This window comes from Limnochorda pilosa (assembly GCF_001544015.1).
In the GTDB taxonomy this organism is placed as follows: domain Bacteria; phylum Bacillota; class Limnochordia; order Limnochordales; family Limnochordaceae; genus Limnochorda; species Limnochorda pilosa.
On sequence record NZ_AP014924.1, the window covers coordinates 2,588,475 to 2,605,906 of the forward strand.

17 protein-coding genes are annotated in these 17,432 nt (G+C 66.7%); 2 read left to right on the plus strand and 15 right to left on the minus strand.

Annotated features, from left to right (window positions below):
- Nucleotides 1–35: 35 nt before the first annotated feature.
- From nagZ to LIP_RS11405, 7 genes are all read right to left on the minus strand, one after another.
- A complete protein-coding gene (gene nagZ / locus LIP_RS11375; RefSeq protein WP_068138404.1) occupies nt 36–1,661 on the minus strand; it encodes a beta-N-acetylhexosaminidase in 1,626 nt (541 codons plus the stop codon).
- Complete coding sequence (locus LIP_RS11380; protein ID WP_068138408.1) at nt 1,658–2,971, minus strand: exo-beta-N-acetylmuramidase NamZ family protein; 1,314 nt, start codon at nt 2,969–2,971, stop codon at nt 1,658–1,660. The genes nagZ and LIP_RS11380 overlap by 4 nt, the downstream gene beginning before the upstream one ends.
- A complete protein-coding gene (locus LIP_RS11385) occupies nt 2,968–3,972 on the minus strand; it encodes a GNAT family N-acetyltransferase (RefSeq protein WP_068138410.1) in 1,005 nt (334 codons plus the stop codon). Before LIP_RS11385 ends, LIP_RS11380 begins: the two co-directional genes overlap by 4 nt.
- A gap of 62 nt (nt 3,973–4,034) precedes the next feature.
- The gene (locus tag LIP_RS11390; RefSeq protein ID WP_068138413.1) at nt 4,035–4,754 is read right to left on the minus strand and encodes a PIG-L deacetylase family protein; all 720 of its coding nucleotides are present in this window, start codon (nt 4,752–4,754) and stop codon (nt 4,035–4,037) included.
- A gap of 11 nt (nt 4,755–4,765) precedes the next feature.
- Entirely contained in the window at nt 4,766–5,665 is a 900-nt protein-coding gene (locus LIP_RS11395) for a carbohydrate ABC transporter permease (protein ID WP_198409516.1), read from the minus strand.
- A 59-nt stretch (nt 5,666–5,724) separates the two neighbouring features.
- Nucleotides 5,725–6,690, minus strand: coding sequence for a carbohydrate ABC transporter permease (locus LIP_RS11400; protein ID WP_082726237.1), 966 nt, complete (start codon nt 6,688–6,690; stop codon nt 5,725–5,727).
- Between the two features lie 66 nt (nt 6,691–6,756).
- On the minus strand, nt 6,757–8,022 hold the full coding sequence (locus tag LIP_RS11405) for an extracellular solute-binding protein (RefSeq protein ID WP_068138416.1): 1,266 nt from the start codon (nt 8,020–8,022) through the stop codon (nt 6,757–6,759).
- A 268-nt stretch (nt 8,023–8,290) separates the two neighbouring features.
- Here LIP_RS11405 and LIP_RS11410 point away from each other — a divergent pair, with 268 nt between their 5' ends.
- Together LIP_RS11410 and LIP_RS11415 are read left to right on the plus strand one after the other, a co-directional pair.
- Nucleotides 8,291–8,524, plus strand: coding sequence for a type II toxin-antitoxin system Phd/YefM family antitoxin (locus tag LIP_RS11410; protein WP_198409517.1), 234 nt, complete (start codon nt 8,291–8,293; stop codon nt 8,522–8,524).
- Nucleotides 8,521–8,916 (plus strand): type II toxin-antitoxin system VapC family toxin, encoded by a 396-nt coding sequence (locus LIP_RS11415; protein ID WP_068138419.1) that lies wholly within the window; start codon nt 8,521–8,523, stop codon nt 8,914–8,916. The genes LIP_RS11410 and LIP_RS11415 overlap by 4 nt, the downstream gene beginning before the upstream one ends.
- A gap of 46 nt (nt 8,917–8,962) precedes the next feature.
- Here LIP_RS11415 and LIP_RS20600 read toward each other — a convergent pair whose 3' ends face one another.
- The 8 genes from LIP_RS20600 to LIP_RS11450 form a co-directional block, all read right to left on the minus strand.
- Nucleotides 8,963–9,511: a discoidin domain-containing protein gene (locus LIP_RS20600; RefSeq protein WP_082726238.1), complete on the minus strand. Its 549-nt coding sequence runs from the start codon at nt 9,509–9,511 to the stop codon at nt 8,963–8,965.
- A gap of 940 nt (nt 9,512–10,451) precedes the next feature.
- Nucleotides 10,452–10,589 carry a hypothetical protein gene (locus tag LIP_RS18985; protein WP_158509665.1) on the minus strand — a complete coding sequence of 46 codons (138 nt, stop codon included), beginning with the start codon at nt 10,587–10,589 and terminating at the stop codon, nt 10,452–10,454.
- A gap of 62 nt (nt 10,590–10,651) precedes the next feature.
- Entirely contained in the window at nt 10,652–11,446 is a 795-nt protein-coding gene (locus LIP_RS11425) for a carbohydrate ABC transporter permease (protein WP_198409518.1), read from the minus strand.
- 100 nt (nt 11,447–11,546) lie between these two features.
- Nucleotides 11,547–12,482 carry a carbohydrate ABC transporter permease gene (locus LIP_RS11430; RefSeq protein ID WP_082726638.1) on the minus strand — a complete coding sequence of 312 codons (936 nt, stop codon included), beginning with the start codon at nt 12,480–12,482 and terminating at the stop codon, nt 11,547–11,549.
- 119 nt (nt 12,483–12,601) lie between these two features.
- Nucleotides 12,602–13,849, minus strand: a complete 1,248-nt coding sequence (locus LIP_RS17955) for an ABC transporter substrate-binding protein (protein ID WP_158509666.1) — start codon at nt 13,847–13,849, stop codon at nt 12,602–12,604.
- Between the two features lie 309 nt (nt 13,850–14,158).
- The gene (locus LIP_RS11440) at nt 14,159–15,052 is read right to left on the minus strand and encodes a carbohydrate ABC transporter permease (protein WP_082726240.1); all 894 of its coding nucleotides are present in this window, start codon (nt 15,050–15,052) and stop codon (nt 14,159–14,161) included.
- Nucleotides 15,052–15,972, minus strand: a complete 921-nt coding sequence (locus tag LIP_RS11445; protein WP_198409520.1) for a carbohydrate ABC transporter permease — start codon at nt 15,970–15,972, stop codon at nt 15,052–15,054. Before LIP_RS11445 ends, LIP_RS11440 begins: the two co-directional genes overlap by 1 nt.
- 189 nt (nt 15,973–16,161) lie before the next feature.
- Nucleotides 16,162–17,418, minus strand: coding sequence for an extracellular solute-binding protein (locus LIP_RS11450; RefSeq protein ID WP_068138439.1), 1,257 nt, complete (start codon nt 17,416–17,418; stop codon nt 16,162–16,164).
- Between the last annotated feature and the right edge of the window lie 14 nt (nt 17,419–17,432).

Consider the following 17,432-nt stretch of genomic DNA (forward strand, 5'->3'; position numbering starts at 1 on the left):
TGAACTGCCGTACCGCCGTGCCGCCTGCCGCCGGCTCACACGGCGGTGAGCCGCACGGGAGGCCGGCCGGTGGCCTGCAGCCACCCGGCCAGCACCTGAGCCGCCGCCTCCACCGAGGCCGGCTGGTCCGAGTAGGTGGCCACCCACGTCTTCACCTGGGGGAAGAGGGGCACGTCGTAGGGGCTGAGGAGTGCCACCCCCACCAGGTTGGGCGCCGCGCCGGCGAGTTCCTGCACCAGACGCCGCTGGGGCTCGGAACGGACCGCGTTGCGGACCGCCACCACGACCTGGGCGGCCTCGCGGGCCCGAGCGGTCAGCTCAGGACAAGCCCCGTCGACCTCGGCGGGGGCCAGGCGGCGCGCCTCCACCCCCGGCAGGCGCCGGGCCAGGGCCTCAGCCAGGCTCGCCCGCGCGGGAACCGGATCCTCGGCGTTGCCTCTGGGCGCGTCGGAGACCTCCACCACCAGGGTGCGGGGCGCCAGGGCCGGGTCCAGGGGCAGGTGCTCTGCCCCACACACCACGGTGACCGCCCGGCGGCCCGCCTCCTCGGCCACGCTCCGGGCCTCGGCCAGGCCCACCCGCTCCGGGTGCGGCTCGAGGCGCTCCGCCACCGGGGCCCCGCCGGAGAGGAGGCCAATCCGCTCCTTCAGGGCCAGCACACGGCCTGCCGCCTCCTCCACGCGCCGGCGGGGGATTCGCCCCCGCTCCACGGCGGTACGGAGGGCGTCCACCGCCGCCTGCTGCAGCTCCCAGGTGTGGCTCACCAGGATCAGGTCCGCCCCTGCGTCCAGGGCCTGCACCGCGCCCTCCACAGTCCCCACCCCGCCGGCGATGGCCTTCATCTCCAAGCAGTCGGTGATGAGGACGCCCTGGAAGCCCAGATCCTCCCGCAGGAGCCCCTGGAGGACCCGGCGGGAGAGGGTCGCCGGCCTCCCGGGCTCGGGCTCCACGGCCGGGAAGTGGACGTGGGCCGTCATCACCGAGAAGGCCCCGGCCTCCACCGCCCGGCGGAAGGGCCTCAGCTCCACCGCCTCCAGGCGCACCCGGTCGTGGGGCACCACGGGCAGGGCCAGGTGCGAGTCAACGGCCGTGTCGCCGTGGCCGGGGAAGTGCTTGGCGCAGGCGGCCACCCCGGCAGACTGAAGCCCCCGCAGCCAAGCGGCGCCCAGCTCGGCCACCCGCTCGGGGTCCTCGCCGAAGGAGCGGACGCCGATGACGGGGTTGGCCGGGTTGTTGTTCACGTCCAGCACGGGGGCCAGGTCCAGGGTGATGCCCACCGCGGCCAGCTCCCGCCCCATGGCCCGGCCCACCCGGTAGGCCAGGTCCGGATCGGCTGCCGCCCCCAGGGCCATGTTTCCCGGGAAACGGGTGGCGCCGTGCCAGAGGCGGGTGACGCTGCCGCCCTCCTGGTCTGCGGCGATCAGGAGGGGCACCCGGTGCGGGCTGGCCAGGGCGGCCCCCTGCAGGGCGCCGTTGAGGGCCGCCAGCTCCTGGGGCGTCCCGATGTTTCGGGTGAAGAGGATGACATTCCCCATGCGGCCGGCGCGAAGGGCCTCCTCCAGGGCGGCGGGCACGGTGCGGCCGGGAAAGCCCACCATCACCACCTGCCCCACCAGCTCCTCCACGGTCCAGCGGGTCAGATCCGGCTCGACGCGACTCACGGGCCTTCCTCCTCCCCTGCCCCACCGGCCCGCGACCCGCCCCCGTCCCGCCCGGCGTCGGCGTAAAGCAGGAATGGTTCTGCGTCTCTGCGGAAGGCAGCGGCCTGGGACTCCCACGCGTCGGCCAGGGCGTCGGGGTCCCGGCCCTCCTCCACGTGGTGGCGGAGCGCCTCCCCCCCGGCCAGCAGGTCGATGAAGGGGCGCTCGCCCCCCACCCAGGCGAAGGCCTCGGGGCGCTGCCGCCGCAGCGCGTCCAGCAGGTGGAGGCCGGTGCGCACGGGCCTGAACGCTTCCGGATCCAGCACGTGGGGCTCCACCCCGGCGCAGAGGTGGCCTGCGTGCTTGGAGAAAGTGGGCTCGAAGAAGACGGGGCGGAAGCGAACACCGGGCAGGCCGCGGCCGTTCAGCTCCTGGGCCAGCCGGTCCGGGTCGATCCAGGGCGCCCCGATCCATCGGAAGGAGTGGGCCGTACCCCGCCCTTCGGAGAGGTTGGTCCCCTCCACCAGGCAGGTGCCCGGGTAGAGGAGGAGCGTCTCGGGGCTGGGGACGTTGGGCGACGGCGAGGCCCAGGGAAGCCCCGTCTCCCGCCAGCGCCAGGTCCGCCGCCATCCCTGCACCGGCACCACCTCCAGCGCACCGCGTCCCAGGCCCGCCGCCGCCCGCCAGGAGAGGATCTCGCCCAGGGTGAGGCCGTGCCGGATGGGCATGGGGTGGTACCCTACCAGCGAGCGGAACGCGGGGTCCAGTACGTTCCCCTCGACCTCGACGCCGCCCACGGGGTTGGGCCGGTCCAGCAGGAGGAAGGGGATGCCCTGCTCGCCGCAGGCCTCCAGCGCCTCCGAGGCGGTCGCGATGAAGGTCCAGTAGCGGCTGCCGCCGTCGGGCAGGTCGCAGAGGAAGAGCTCCACGTCCTTCAGGGCCTCGGGGGTGGGACGGTGGGTCGCCCCGTAGAGGCTGTGGACGGGCACGCCCCAGCGGGGGTCTCGGGTGTCTCCCACCTTCACTCCGGCCTGGGCCTCGCCCCGAAGCCCGTGCTCGGGACCGAAGAGGGCCACCAGCCGGGCTCCGGCCTCCACCACCCGCTCCGCAACCCAGCGGGCCTGGCCGTCGATGGCGGCGCCGTTGGTTAGGAGGGCCACCCGACGCCCCTGAAGCCGCCCGGCCAGATCCTCCACCAGCACCTCGGCGCCCACGCGCACCCGGGGCGACGGGGGCCCGGCCTCGTGGGGGGCCCCGCCGCGGGAGGCATCCTCCCGCGCCGCGCCCCGGTGGCCGGCGTTCCCGGGTGTGGACCCCAGCTCGCGGCTCACGGGGCGTCCCCCGCTTCCCTCAGGTCGCAGCGCATCACGTCGAAGCGCCGGGTGATGCGGTAGCCCGTTTCGATGTAGAGGTAGCCGGCGGGCGTGGTCTCGCCTGTCCAGAGGAACCAGGCGGTGTGGAGCCCCCGGGCCCGCATCTCGGCCATGGTCAGGTGGAGGAGGATCTTGCCCAACCCCTTCCCCCGTTGGGACTCGTCCACCCCAAAGGGGCCGAAGCGCTCGTTCACGTGGTCGTAGGCGCCGAACATGGCGAAGCCCACCACCCGCCCCGAGGGGTCGGTGCTGATCAGCGTCTGGTCCATGGGCACGCCCTGGAGCAGGCTCTCCCGCAGCACCCGGCCCCAGTCGGGGTTGAAGTCCTCGTGCGCGAGCCACACCGTCTCCGCCAGGTGCGCCGGGTCCAGGGGGGAGAAGCGGTATCCCTCGGCCTCGCGCCGGGCCTGGAGGGCGCGCACCTCTTCCGGGACCTGGTAGCCCACCAGGCTCCGGTCCATGGCCACCGCCTGGTAGAGGGTCCGGAAGCCCAGGCGGTCCAGGAAGGCCGCCCCCGAGGGGTACGCCTCCCGGTCGATGCCGGGCAGGAAGTAGTTGGGCGCGTAGGGGGCGAAGGAGACGTACCGGCGCCCGCGGGCCCGGGCGAAGGCGGCCACCGCCTCCCAGAGCCGGCGGCCCACGCCCCGGCCCCTCCAGCCGCGATCGACGCCGAAGACGGTGACCCAGGCGTGGTCGGGTTCCAGGTCGTCCCCCCACATGGGGACCCGGCGCACCAAGGTGAGCATGAAGCCCACCAGCACCCGTCCGCCGGCCGGGTGCTCGGCCACGATCAGGCCCTCAGGGTCAAAGTTGGCGTCGCAGAGCACCCGGCGCGTGAAGAGCTGGAGGGTGATGGGATCCTGGGGCAGGCTCCGGTTCCAGAGGGCCACCAGGTCCTCCTCATCGCCGCCCCGATAGGCTCGGATCCGCACCTGCTCGTCCGCCACCTGCTCACGCATCTGTATGCCTCCTCGTCCACGGCCCGCCGTCGTCGGGTCCTCGGGGCCGGCCCGGCCCCGGGTCACACCGGAAAGCCGGGGAGCCCCGCCTTCTCCTTCCGCACGTTGGTCCCCCGCGGGCTCATGAGCCCCACGGCGTAGCGCGTGCCGGCCAGACACCCCCGCAGGGTGGCCAGCGCCTTATAGTAGTCCAGGTAGCGGAAGGAGGAGACCTTGCCGCCGAAGAGCTCGTAGCCCTGCACCGCGTCGACCCAGAGATCGAAGACGTCGCTCACGTCCACGTAGGTGTCGATCTCGAAGCCGTAGGGATCCTCCCAGTTCTCCGCGTACCAGAGTCCCCAAGCCCCGTGCGCGGGCAGGGCCCGCTGGATGGCGGGCAGCGCGGCGAAGAAGCGGGCGCCCTCGGTGATGAAGTGGGCCCGCTCGTGGTCCGGGTGGATGCTGCCCTGCCAGTGGGTGACGAGGATGTCGGGCCTCCGCTCGCGGATCACGTCGCAGAGGGCGACCTTCACCTCGTCGTTCAGGGGGAGCTCCGCGTCCTTGTAGGGCAGGAAGACGGTCTCCGCCCCCAGGCGGCGGTCCACCTCCACCGCCTCCCGCCGCTTCTGCTCCGCGTACGCCTCGGGCGCCAGGGTGGGGTGGCCCTTCTCGCCAGGGGTCAGGTGGACGAAGGTGGCCCGGTGGCCGGCCCGGGTGTACTTGGCCACCAGGAGTCCCGCCATGATCTCGCCGTCGCCAGCGTGGGCCCCCACCACCATGATGTGACGCGTCCCGTCGGACATGCTCTACCTCCTCAGCCTTTCAGGCCCGTCATTACCAGCCCTCGTACGTAGTGCCGCTGCAGGGAGAGGAAGAGGACCATGACGGGAAGGGTGCTCACCGCCAGGGCCGCCCGCCTCAGGGCGGCGTTGCGGGTGGGGTCGAAGGTGTCCCGCATGAGCTGGATGCCCACGGGGACCGTCTGCAGGTCGGGTGCGGCCCGGGTGACCGTCATGGTCCAGATGAACTCGTTCCAGGACATGAGGAAGACGAAGATCCCCAGCGTCGCCAGCGCTGGCCTCACCATGGGCAGGATGACCTGCCAGTAGATCCGCCACTCGGAGCAGCCGTCGATGCGGGCCGCGTCCATGAACTCGTCGGGCAGCCCCACCATGAACTGGCGCATCATGAAGATCCCCCACCAGTTGACCGCGAAGGGGAGGATGAGGGCGAAGTAGGTGCCGAGCAGCCCCGAGCCCCCCTGCCCGAAGAGGTCGTTGCCGCCCGCCAGGGGCCAGCGGGCCATGATGATGTAGTTGGGGATCAGGAAGAGGAAGAGCGGGAACATCTGGGCCACGAGCACGAAGCGGAAGATCAGCTCCCGGCCCTTGAACCGGTACTTGGCCAGGGCCAGGCCGCCCAGGCTGCTGGTGAGGAGCACCAGAACGGTGATGGAGCCCGCCACGATCAAGCTGTTCAGGTACCAGCGGGCCATGGGCATCATGGACCAGATCTCCAGGAAGACGTTCCACTGGGGCGTCCGGGGGATCCAGACCGGCGGCCTCGCCAGGAGCTCCGCGGGCGTCTTCATGGCCCCCAGGAACATGTCGAGGAAGGGCACGGCCATGGTGACCGCCCCCGCGCCCAGCACCAGGTAGACCAGCACCCGGCTCCAGCGCCGCCGCCTGGGCCTCCCCCCGCTGCCCACCGCCACGTCGAGCCGCCTCCCTTCCCGGGCCGCCGCTCTCCGTCGAGCGGCAGCCGGAACCGATCTCAGTACGACTCCACCCCGCCCTTCCGGAAGATCCGGAGCTGGATCAGGGTGATGAGCAGGATGAAGCCGAAGAGAATGTACGCCATGGCCGCGGCCCGTCCCATCCGCAGGTTCTGAAAGGCCGTCTGGTACATGTAGTTGGCGGTGACGTTGGTGGCCTGCATGGGACCGCCGTTTGTCATCACCATGATGAGGGCGAAGTTGCTCAGCCCCCCGATGAAGCCCGTGACCAGCACGAAGAGCAGGGTGGGACGCAAAAGAGGCAACGTGATGTGAAGGAACTCATCCCAGGTGCTGGTGCCGTCCACCCGCGCCGCCTCGTAGAACTGGTCGTCGATGCCCTCCAGACCCGCCGAGAAGATGAGCATGTGGCCGCCCAGACCCGCCCACACCGCCACGATGATCACCGAGAGCATGGCGATGCCCGGGTCCGAGAGCCAGTTGGGCCCGGGGATACCGAGCCATCGCAGCGCCGCGTTGATCGCCCCGTAGACGGGGTCGTAGAGGTAGACCCACATGTAGGAGATGGCGACCACGTTGGTCACCATGGGGAGCCAGTAGAAGGTGCGCCAGATGGACTTGCCCCGGCTGCGGGTGAAGACGAAGGCGATCAGGAGCGCGACCGCGGTGCCCACCAGGACCGTCCCCAGGGCGAAGACGAAGGTGTTCCGGAGCGTGTGCCAGAAGTAGGGGTCCCGGGTGAGGATGTACTCGAAGTTCTTCAGCCCGACCCACCGCGGGGTGGAGAGCGGGTTCCAGCTTGTGAAGGTGAGGTAGAAGGAGAAGCCGGTGGGCAGCAGGAAGAAGACGGCGCCGAAGAGCAACGCCGGGCTCAGGAAGAGGTAGGGCGCCCAGCGCTTGCCACCCAGGGCCCGCCCGCGGGCCGCCGCCCGCACCCCCACCCCGAGCCGGCCGCGCGCCGCCGCATCGGACTGCACGTCCTTCTGCACCGGTGCCGTGCTCATGCCCATCCCCCCTTGCGCGCCGCGCGTGACGCCCGCCCACCCGGACGGACGGGCGGGCGTCCTGGCTCAGTAGTACTCGAACAGGATGTCGTCCACCTCACGGGCAGCCGCATCCAGGGCCTGCTTGGGCGTCATCTCGCCGTAGTACGCCTTCAGGATGTAGTTCATGAGCACCATTTTGATCTCCTGACCCTGCACCACGTTGGGCTCGGCCACCGAGTAGGCGAGTGCGTCCACGAAGGGCCTGGTGTAGGTGTCGTCCAGGTCGTCGGGGTGAGCCGCGATGTCGGCCTGGTTGGCCGGGATGGCGCCGAGGGTGATGAGCATCTGGCCCATGCGGGAGCCCTGGCCGTCCCGGGCCGCGTTGAGCCAGCGGAGGAACTCCCACGCCTCCTTCTTCACCCGGCTCTTGCTGTCCACCGCCCAGTAGAAAGTGTACTGCACCGACCGCAGGCCCGCCGGCCCGGGCGGGATGGGTGCCACGGCGATCTCCTGGTAGCGCTCGCCCATGGTGGACTTGAGCGCGTTCTCATACCAGGGGGCCATGATGGTCATGGCGATGGTCCCCGTGGGGAAGTCCCAGACGGAGACGTTGGGGTCCGTGAGGCCCTGCTCGAAGGTGGCCACCAGCTTCTCCAGGGCCCGCACGCCCTCGGGCGAGTTGAAGGTCGCCTGGCTGAAGTCGTCGCTGAAGAGCTGGCCGCCCTCGGAGTAGAGGAGTGCCATCCATGGGTGGACCACGATGGAGTCCCAGCCCCGCTCGATCGCGAAGCCGGCCCGGGTGATCTTCCCCTCGGCGTTCTTCTGGGTGACGGCCTTGCCCACCTTCAGCAGCTCCTCCCAGGTCCCGGGCGGCTCGCTGTACCCCGCCTCGGCCAGGAGGCGCCGGTTGTAGACGAGCATGTAGTTGTTGATCTCGGTGGGGATGCCCCAGACGGTGCCGTCGATGGTGACCGAGTCCACCGCGGAGGGGACGTAGGTCTCCCGGACGAGCTTCTGCACGTCGGCCGGGGGCTGGTCCAGTACGCCGTTCTGCTGCATCTGAACGCCCCACAGGGAGTACAGGTGGTAGACGTCGGGGGCCTGCCCGGCCATGCGGGCGGTCAGGACAGTCTGGAGGTAGTCGGCGAAGGTCAGCTCCTGATAGACCAGCTCCACGTCGGGATGGAGCTTCATGTACTCGTCGAAGTAGGGCAGGAGGAAGTCCTTCTGCCCCTGCCCGTAGTGGGCTGCGACCACGATCCGCGTCTTGGCCTCTGCAAGCACCCCGAAGCTCCCCGCCAGCCATGCCGCGGCCAGAGCGACGGCGACCCACCTACCCAAGCGTCTCACCGCGTTCTCCTCCTTTCAGACGGGCCCCGGATCCTCGAGAGACAGTCGTCCGCGCCGGTCGGGCACACCTGCGCCGGAACCCCTGCTTGATCCTTCCACGACAAGCAAGAATATACCTCCCTGTCCGCTACGGTTACAGCAAGATTTCTTTTCTGGGACTCCGGAGACTCCTTCCCGTCCCTGGCGATCGAGGAGACCCAACCTCTCTTGCCGCGCGAATGTGTGACCTGGTACAATGACCATGGTTCTCGCCGGGGAGGTGACGCGCGTGGAGCCAAGCATCCCCAAGTCCAAGTTCAAGGCGCGTGCGCTGGAGTACTTTCGGAAGGTGCAGGAGACCGGCCAACCCATCATCGTCACCGAGCGCGGCAAGCCGGTCCTGCGCGTCGTTCCATACGTCCCCAGCAGCGATGAGGTCCTTCGGATCCTGCGCGGATCCGTCCTTGCGTACAACCGGCCGACCGAGCCCGTGGACGTCGACGCGTGGGAGTCCCTCGAGTGATCCTCCTCGACACGCATGCATGGGTCTGGTGGCTCGGTGAGCCAGAATGCCTCTCGTCGGAAGCTCGTGAGCGCATCGAGCACGCCGCCTCGCAGAACGAGGTCTACGTCTCTTCCATCAGCGTCTGGGAGGTCGCGATGCTGGTGGAGCGAGGGCGGCTCAAGCTCGCCCTGGACGTGGGCGATTGGATCCAACACGCCGAGAGCCTGCCTTTCATCCACTACGTTCCGGTGGACAACCGGATCGCGTTTCGGTCTGTCACGCTGCCGGAGCCCTTTCATCGGGATCCCGCAGACCGCATCATCGTCGCCACTGCGCTCATTCTCGGGGCCGATCTCACGTCCAAGGACGAGCGCATCCAAGCCTACCCATTCGTAAAGGCCGTGTGGTGACGTGTCCGAGGGCACGGATGATCCTACCGCCGCGACCCGGCCTCCGCTAGCGGAGGTACACCCCCACCTCCCAGAGGGAGAACGCCTTGGGGGTCCAGGTCGATGTTCCGGCCGCTTCTCCCGACGTCTGGGGCCTCTGGGTCATCTGGATCCGCACGTACCGGGCTTCCACCGGCGCCGGCAGCAAGATGCGGTCCACCGGCTGGGGCGGCTCTTTCGCCCGCTCGGCCTGCTGGTGACCGGCCACCTCGCGCCAGCGCTCCCCGTCGTTGGAGACCTCCACGCTGTAGCGGGTCGCCCAGTACTCCCAGTGGAGCTCGATCTGGCCGAAGGCGAGCACCTGGCCCAGGTCCACCTGGAACCACTCGGCGGCGTCGCTGAAGATGCGGGAGGCCCAGCGGGTGGTGGGGTCGCCGTCGACGGCCCGATCGGGGAGGAAGTCGCTGGTCGCGTCGTACCGCGGGGCCTCGTGCAGGGCTGAAGAGGCCGAAGTCGCCCTGGCCCGGCGGGTAGGGGTTGAGGAGGGCCCAGTAGGCGGCCGCCTCCACCTGCAGCTCCGCCAGGGTGCCCAGGACGTCGGCCACCCAGAGGGCATCGGGGAGCGCGTTCACCGTCCAGCCCTCGGGGCCCCACCAGACGGGCGTGAAGGAGCCCACGTGGTACTTCACCTCCCGCCTCGGGGCTAGCTCCCTCACCCAGCCCTTCAAGGTGGCCAGCTGCTCGCGCAGCCTGGGCGTGGAGGCAAGCAGGTCCCGGGAGAAGGCCTCCGGCTTCTCCCGCTCGTAGGGCGAGCTGGACGAGACGGCCTTCGACGGCGGCAGCGGGAAGAAGTGGAAGGAGTAGACGTCGATCAGGTCCCCCGCCTCCCGGACGACGGTGCGGGTGAAGTCGGCCCTGTCCACGCTGACGTTGGCGATGATCTTGATGGAGGGGTCCGCGGCCTTCATGGCCGGCACGAAGCGGCGGGCCTTCTCCACGAACTCGGACCCGCTCAGGCTGAAGTAGAGCTCGTCGCCCAGCTCCCAGTAGCGGACCCCTGCCCCCTTCTCGCCGTTCACGTAGCGGATCCAGCGGTCGGCCAGCTCGGGCTCGGCATTCAGGTTGACGCTGATCTTGGGCGTGGCGCCCAGCCGGTCGACGAGCTCGAGGAAGCGGTCCGTGTCGAGCTCGGTGGGCACGTTGGGCCGGTCCCACCGGTAGCTGGTCCCGTAGTTTCCCCCCGGGTAGACCAGGAAGCCGAAGCCGGCCACGTGCATGCGCCGCAGGAGCCCCGGATCGGGGGCGCCGTTCTTTAAGAGGGTCTCGTACAGGCGGCCACATGGACCCCCAGGAGCTCCGGGCGCAGGGGGCCGATCTCCCGGTCCGAGTGGGCCGCGACCGTCACGGTCTCCGCCGCCTGCGGGCGGTCACCGGAGCACCGGCCGCACCCGCCCGCGCCTCCCCGGGGAAGTGTGCCGCTCCTGCTACCGCCAGGGTCACCGCCATCACCCGCGCGTAGAGGCTTGCCTTCAAACCGGTTGTGCGCTCCATACCACTCACGCCTTGACCGCGCCCGCGGTGGTCCCGGTGATGAACTGACGTTGAAAGATGCCGCACACGATCATCGCGGGCACGACACTCATAGTCACCATGCCCGCGTGGATGGCGCCCCGGTCGGTTCCGTAGCGCTGCACCAGCGTTCCTCCCGACGCCGCACGAAACCGCAGAATCCATCATCCTGACCAAGCGCGCCAAGTCAGCCCTTCACGCCGCCAATCGTCAATCCCTTGATGAAATACCGCTGCAAGGAGAAAAACAAGATCATCATGGGCAATGCAGCGAGTGCAGCCCCAGCCATTTGGAGTCCGTAATCAACCGTATTCTCCTGCTGGATTGTGGTGATCCCCACCGGCAGCGTCAGTTTAAGCGGATCATTCAGCGCGATAAGCGGCCACAAGAAGTTGTTCCAGCTCCCTATGAAGGTGAAGATTGCGAGCACCGCCAGCGCCGGCGCAGCAAGTGGAACGATTATCCGGGCATAGATGGTGAACGCTCCCGCACCGTCTATACGTGCTGCATCCTCCAGTTCCGAAGGGATGGTTTTGATAAACTGTCGCATCAGAAAGACGCCGAAGACATCAGCCATGGCAGGCAGAATAACGGCCGGTAGTGTGTCGATCAGGTTAACCCTGCTCATAATGACAAAGATGGGAACCAGCGTAACCTGCCCAGGAATGATCATCATGGAGATGATCACCCAGAAGAGCGGTTCCCGCCCCGGGAAACGCTTCTTCGCAAACGCATACCCCGCCATAGAATCAAATAGGACTACTGATGTCGTGACGACGATCGCAACAACTGTGCTGTTGAGCATCCACCGCCAGATTGGGCTTGCCTGCATTAAGCGAACGAAGTTGTCCATTGTGGGAGGATTGGGGTATAGCGAGGGCGGAAAGCGCAGGATGGACTCTTGGGAGACAAACGACGTGGAAAAGAGCCAGTACAGCGGTATGACCGCCACGATCGCCCACAAGGTCAATATGATCAACACGATAGTCCTTCCCAAGTAGAACCGCAATCGACCAATCGCTGTCACGGCTCAACACCGCCTCGACCAGGATCTTGGTCAACTACCATGTCATGTTTGATATCTAATACTCGATATCTTTAGAGAGCCATCGAAACTGTAGCACTGCCAAAGCCGCCACGATCAAGAAAAGGAGAACAGCTTCAGCGCTGGCTTTCCCGAAGTTGAAGAACCGAAATGCACTATTGTAGATCTCCGTTACAATTGTTGTAGTAGCGTTTCCGGGTCCGCCACCGGTCATCACATATACGCTCGTGAAGACCTGAAACGATCCGATGGTACTCATAACCACGATGTATAGCGTGGTTGGCATAACGAGTGGCACTGTAAGGCGCCACCACTGCTGTAAACCTGTTGCTCCGTCGATGTCAGCCGCCTCGTAGAGTTCACGGGGAATCCCGTTCATTGCAGCAAGATACAGGATCACACCCGAACCGGGGGGCGAGAGAAGCGCCATCAAGATGATGCTCCACAAGGCAACACTCGGTAGGATAAGCCACTCTACCCTAGACAGACCCAGCAGCGAGAGAGCATAGTTAAAGAGCCCATAGTCCGAATCGAATAACCACTTCCACGCCATCGCAAGAACCACGGCAGAAGCCACCGCCGGCAAATAGTAAGCGGCCCGGAAGAATGTTTGCAGGCGGTTGCCCAGCGGTTGAATGAGGCTCGCTAGCACAAGTGCAAGCATCACATTGCCAGGTACGGTTACCAGGGTATAGACAGCAGTATTGCGTAGCGCCCGCCAGAAGATTGCGTCACTCAGGATTTCCCGGAAGTTGTCGAATCCCACCCAGCTCGACTCAAGAGGCCCGACATTCTGGAAGGCCATACGCACGCCCATGACCACGGGGGCGACAAGGAAGGCCGCAAAGAGTAGCATCTTCGGAAGGACGAACAGGTATCCTTCAAGCGCTTCACGCGTGGCATTCCGTTTCCATCGCGGGGCGGTCTGTGTTCCCGGCGTCGGCGGCGCAACTGAAACGGTGTTGTTCCCCATGGCCACGTGGGATCGTTCCCTTCACGCAAAGGCCAAGGGCGTTGGGCTGTGGTCGCTACGACCCCAGCCCAGCGTCGTAGGCCTATGTTCGCTGAGCTTGTGCTCCTACTTCAACCTGCTTACTTGCCCAGAATCCGGTTTGCGGCAGTCTCAGCGTCCCTCATTGCCTGCTCGGCAGGGGCATTGCCGAGAATGGCTAGCTGGAAGAATGGAACGATAGCCCGGTCGGCCTCCAGCCAACTCGGCGCCACCGGTGGTATTACCAAGGTGGGCACCGCTTCACGCTGCGCCCAAGCAAGGTACTCGTCGTTTGGATAGATGTTCCCTACGGACTTTCGGCTTGGGAACACACCGTAGTTGCTCAGTGCTTTCTGGTTCTCAGGGCTCGTGATGAACCGGGCGAACTCCATGACTGCATCACGCTTTTCGGAGTTGGTCTGTTTGAAAACCACGAAGCCACCCACACCCTCATGCAGTGAAACGGGCCTACCCAGTTGGCCAATTGGGTAGTTTGCGATACCGAAGTTGAACCCGTTCCCCTCCTGAAGCGCCTTCTCGAGTGAGCGAATCAAGAACGTCCCCTGTGCCAGCATCGCGAGATGACCATCAGTGAACATCTTGGTCATATCGGCATCCGTTACGGAGCCCATCGCCAGGGGCGAGACCTTGTATCTCTGCACAAGGTCGACGAGCTTCCCCAGGCCGGACACACCCTCAGGTGTGTTCAGCATGAACCGCTTACCGTCTTCACTGACGAGTCTACCACCGTCGGAAAGCAGAATACCGAACGACTGGTAGTACCAGGGCTGCATGATTGCGCCGAACCCATACACTTGCTGCCCGTCTTCTCCCTTGAAGGTCAGCTGCCTGGCCTTTTCCACAAACTCATCCCAGGTCCAGTTGCCGTTCACAGGCGGTTGAACGCCACGTTCCTTGAAGATGTCGAGATTCAGGTAGATTACGTACGTTGTTGTGAACCAAGGCCATCCGTAAATACTCCCATTCACAGTGTACTTCTGTAACGCGGCGGGGTAGTAGTCGGCTTGGTCTGCATCGGAAAGATACGGGTCGACAGGTTCAAGAATGCCTTGGAGAGCCCACGTTGCTGGTTGCCCGCCTGAAACTAAATCGGGGAATCGACGAGCCATGATCGCCGTATTCAGCTTCGTCGTTGCATCCGCCCAACTCAGCTGCGTCAGGTCCACCTCTACGTCTGGGTGAGAAGCCTCGAACTCAGCAATCATCTGCTTCTGCCATCCATAAACATCGCCATCCACGCTCCATGCCGGCGTAGACCACCAGTTGATGCTGATCCTTGCTGCCTCGGCCCTCGCCCCTGTGACATTAACGGCGGAGATGAGCAACACGGCTGAAATCAGGGTCCTAAGGAGAGCAGACGGGTGCGAAGAAATATTCAACGCAGACATCCTTTCATTGTGTAGGTTTTCCCCACCAGGTGTATTCTCTAGCTTCGCGGGCTTTCCTGCAACTCTCCTCGTCGCCCGTCGCTTGTCGGTTGACCGCTAGCGCGTTCCGCCTCGCTCGTAGGTGTTTCGTCCTCTCGCAGGACCGCAGCCTGCGCCGCTGCGTTGTCCGCACGTCCCGCCGCGCAGGCAGAGAGTCAATGCCCAAGGACCAGCACGTCTCAGCACCCGAGGACGTCTATTCCATTTCGTTCACCCCTTCACCGCGCCCGCCGTGAGGCCGGCGATGAACTGCCGGGACATGACCAGGTAAACGACCAGGAGCGGGAGGCTCGCGATGAGCATCCCGGCGAACAGGAGCCCCCAGTCGGTCATGTACTGGCCGAAGAAGACAGTCATCCCCAGCGGGATCGTCTTCAGGTGGTCGGACTGGATGAAGAGCAGCGGGAAGAAGAAGTCGTTCCACCAGGGCACGAAGTTGACGATGGTCACGGTAGCGAGCCCCGGGCGGACCAGGGGCAGCATCACCCGATAGAAGGTCTGGAACTCGGTGCAGCCGTCGATGCGGGCGGCGTACTCGAGCTCCTTGGGGAGCGTGCGGAAGAAGCCCGCCAGCAGGAAGACGGACATGGGCATGCCGCTGGCCGCGTAGGTGAGCACCAGCGACGCGTGGGTGTTGAGCAGGTGCAGGTCCCGCATGAGCAGGAAGAGGGGCAGCACCCCCAGCCGGATGGGGATCATGATCCCCGCCAGGAAGAAAAGGTAGAGCATGCCGTTGAACCGGAAGCGGTAGCGGGCCAGGGCATAGGCGGAGAGGGACGAGCAGGCCAGCACCACCACCGTCGAGAGCGAGGTGACCAGGACCGAGTTCCGGAAGTAGACGCTGAAGCGGGCCCGCCCCCAGACGTCCAGGAAGGGCTTCAGGCTCCAGCCCGAGGGCAGGCCGAAGGGGTCCATGAAGATCTCCCGGGTGGACTTGAAGGCGGTGAAGACCATGAGCACCAGCGGGTAGAGGAACACGGCCGCCAGAGCCGCCAGGCCCAGGTAGACCAGCGCCCGCACCAGTGCCGCCCGGCTCCGGGCCGTTCCCGGTGCCAGCGCCCTCCAACCGTGCCGCTCCACGCGTGCCTCTCCCAGCGCCCGCATCAGTACTCCACCTGCCGCTTCTGCATCTGCCGCACGCCCAGGTACGAGACCGCCCCGATCAGGAGGAGCATGAGGACCGCGATGGCGGAAGCGATCCCGATCTGCCCGGGCTCGCCGCCGGTGGTGGAGTCGCCGAAGGCGGTGCGGTAGAACAAGGTTCCCAGCAGATCCGTCGCGTAGTAGGGGTTGCCGCTGGAGCCCTGCATGACGAAGACCAGCTCGAAGGCGTTGAAGTCCCAGATGAAGGTGAGGATGGTCATCATCCCCAGCACCGGCGCCAGGAGCGGCAGGGTCACGTGGCGGAAAGCCTGCCAGCCCGTGGCGCCGTCAACGGTGGCCGCCTCGTGGAACTCGTCGGGGATGCCCTGGAGCCCCGCCAGGAAGACCAGTACCGGGAATCCGAGCCACCGCCAGGCGTTCACCAGGATGATGGTGGGCAGCGCGGTCTCGGTCTGGCCCAGCCACGGCTGCACCCAGCCGCCCAGCCCCACCGCCCGCAGCGCCTGGTTGAAGGCGCCCCAGGTGGGATTGAGGAGCATGAGCCAGAGGAAGCCCACCACCACCATGGAGAGGGTGTAGGGGACGAAGTAGACCGTCTGGAAGAAGCCGAAGCCCCGCCACTTCTTCCGGAAGAGGGCGGCCAGGGCGAGCCCCACCGTGCTCTGGATGGCCAGGGTGCTCACGAAGAAGAGGGCGTTGTGGCCCAGCGCACCCCAGAAACGCTCCTGGTAGGGCGAGCGGGTGAGCACCGCCCTGAAGTTCTCCAGCCCCGCGAACGAGCCCCGCACCAGCCCGTCCCAGTGGAAGAAGCTGTACCCCAACGAGGAGCCCAGCGGGTAGACCATGAAAAGCCCGTAGAGCACCAGCCCCGGCACCAGGAAGAGGACGTACGCGTGGCGCTCGAGCCAGCTCCGGTTCACGGCTTCACCTCCCCCACGCACCCACGCAGGGCGTCCCATGCGGCCGCGCGGGACCTCTGCGGTTGCTGATTCCCGCGCGGCCCCGATCCGGGGTGCGGAGGGCAGGCCGGCGTCCGGCCTGCCCCCTTCCCTTCCTTCGCCGTCTGGGGCCCCTCGCTTGCCGGGGAGTCCCTTCCAGGCGATGGCTCTTTACTGGAAGGGCTCGTACCAGCTCGCGAGGCCCTTCTGGATGTTGCGGGCCGCCTGTTCCACGCTCAGCTTGCCGGCGAAGACGCCCTGAAGCTCGTTCTGCAGCAGGGTGGAGCCGCTCGGCTGTCCGTAGCGGAAGGCGGTGAGCATCAGGTACGGGGTACCGTGGGCCTCCATGAGCTGAACGAGCTCGGCCAGGACGGGGTCCTGGGGCTGGGTGCCGGGCACGGCCGAGATCTGCTTGAGCGTGTCGGCGAACATCTGGCCGTACTCCCTGGAGGCCAGGAAGCGGATGAACTCCAGTGCCGCCTCGGGATGCTTGGTCGCCGCGTTAACCCCATAGGAGCCGTCCACGTACATCGTCATCGCGGCGGGCTCTCCAGCCCGTTCCGGCGGGATCGGGAAGACGCCCACCTGCAGGTTCGGGTTCATCTGGGCGAAAGTGCCCAACTCGTAGGAGCCGGCCAGCATCATCCCCGCCAGCTCCTGGGCGAACATCACCTGCATGTCGGTGTAGCCCACGCCCATGTAGCTCTCGGGCAGGTAGGGGCGCAGCTCCAGCATCTTCTCCACCGCGGCCTTGAACCGCGGATCCTCGAAGGTGGTCTCGCCGGCTACGACCTCCGAGTAGAACTCCGGGCCGTAGAAGCTGGGTCCCACCGCACCGAAGAAGGTTTCGAGCGTCCAGCCCTCCTTGGCGCCGTTGGCGAAGGGGATGTAGCCCGCCTTCTTCAGCGCGGCCGCCACCTGGAGCAGCTCATCCCAGGTCTGGGGCTCCTTCAGCCCCAGCTCCTGGAAGACCCGGACGTTGTAGAGCACCTGGACGGTCTGGAGCGCGAAGGGCACGCCGTAGACCTTTCCGTCCTTCCGGTTGGTGGCCCCCCGCAGCACGTCGGGGTTGAAGGCCTTGAGCGCCTCCACCTGGTCGTCCATGGGCATCAGGTAGCCGGCGTCGGCCAGCGGCTCCAAGCCGCCGTACGCCCGCAGGTGGATGATGTCCGGTCCCGAGCCGGCCTGGAGCGCCGTGGCCACGATGGTGTTGTACTCGGTGTTCTTGTAGGGCACGAATCGGACGTGGATGCCAGGGTTCTCAGCCTCGAAGGCCTGGATGAACTGGTCGTAGGCGGCCTGGTCTTCGGTGCGCCAGCTCCAGAAGGTGAGGTTGACCTCCTGAGCGCTCACCGGGACCGCCGGGGCCAGGATGAGTCCTGCCAGGAGCAGGAGGACCAGGCTTACCGTGATGCGCGGTGCGTGCACATCGTTCCCTCCCT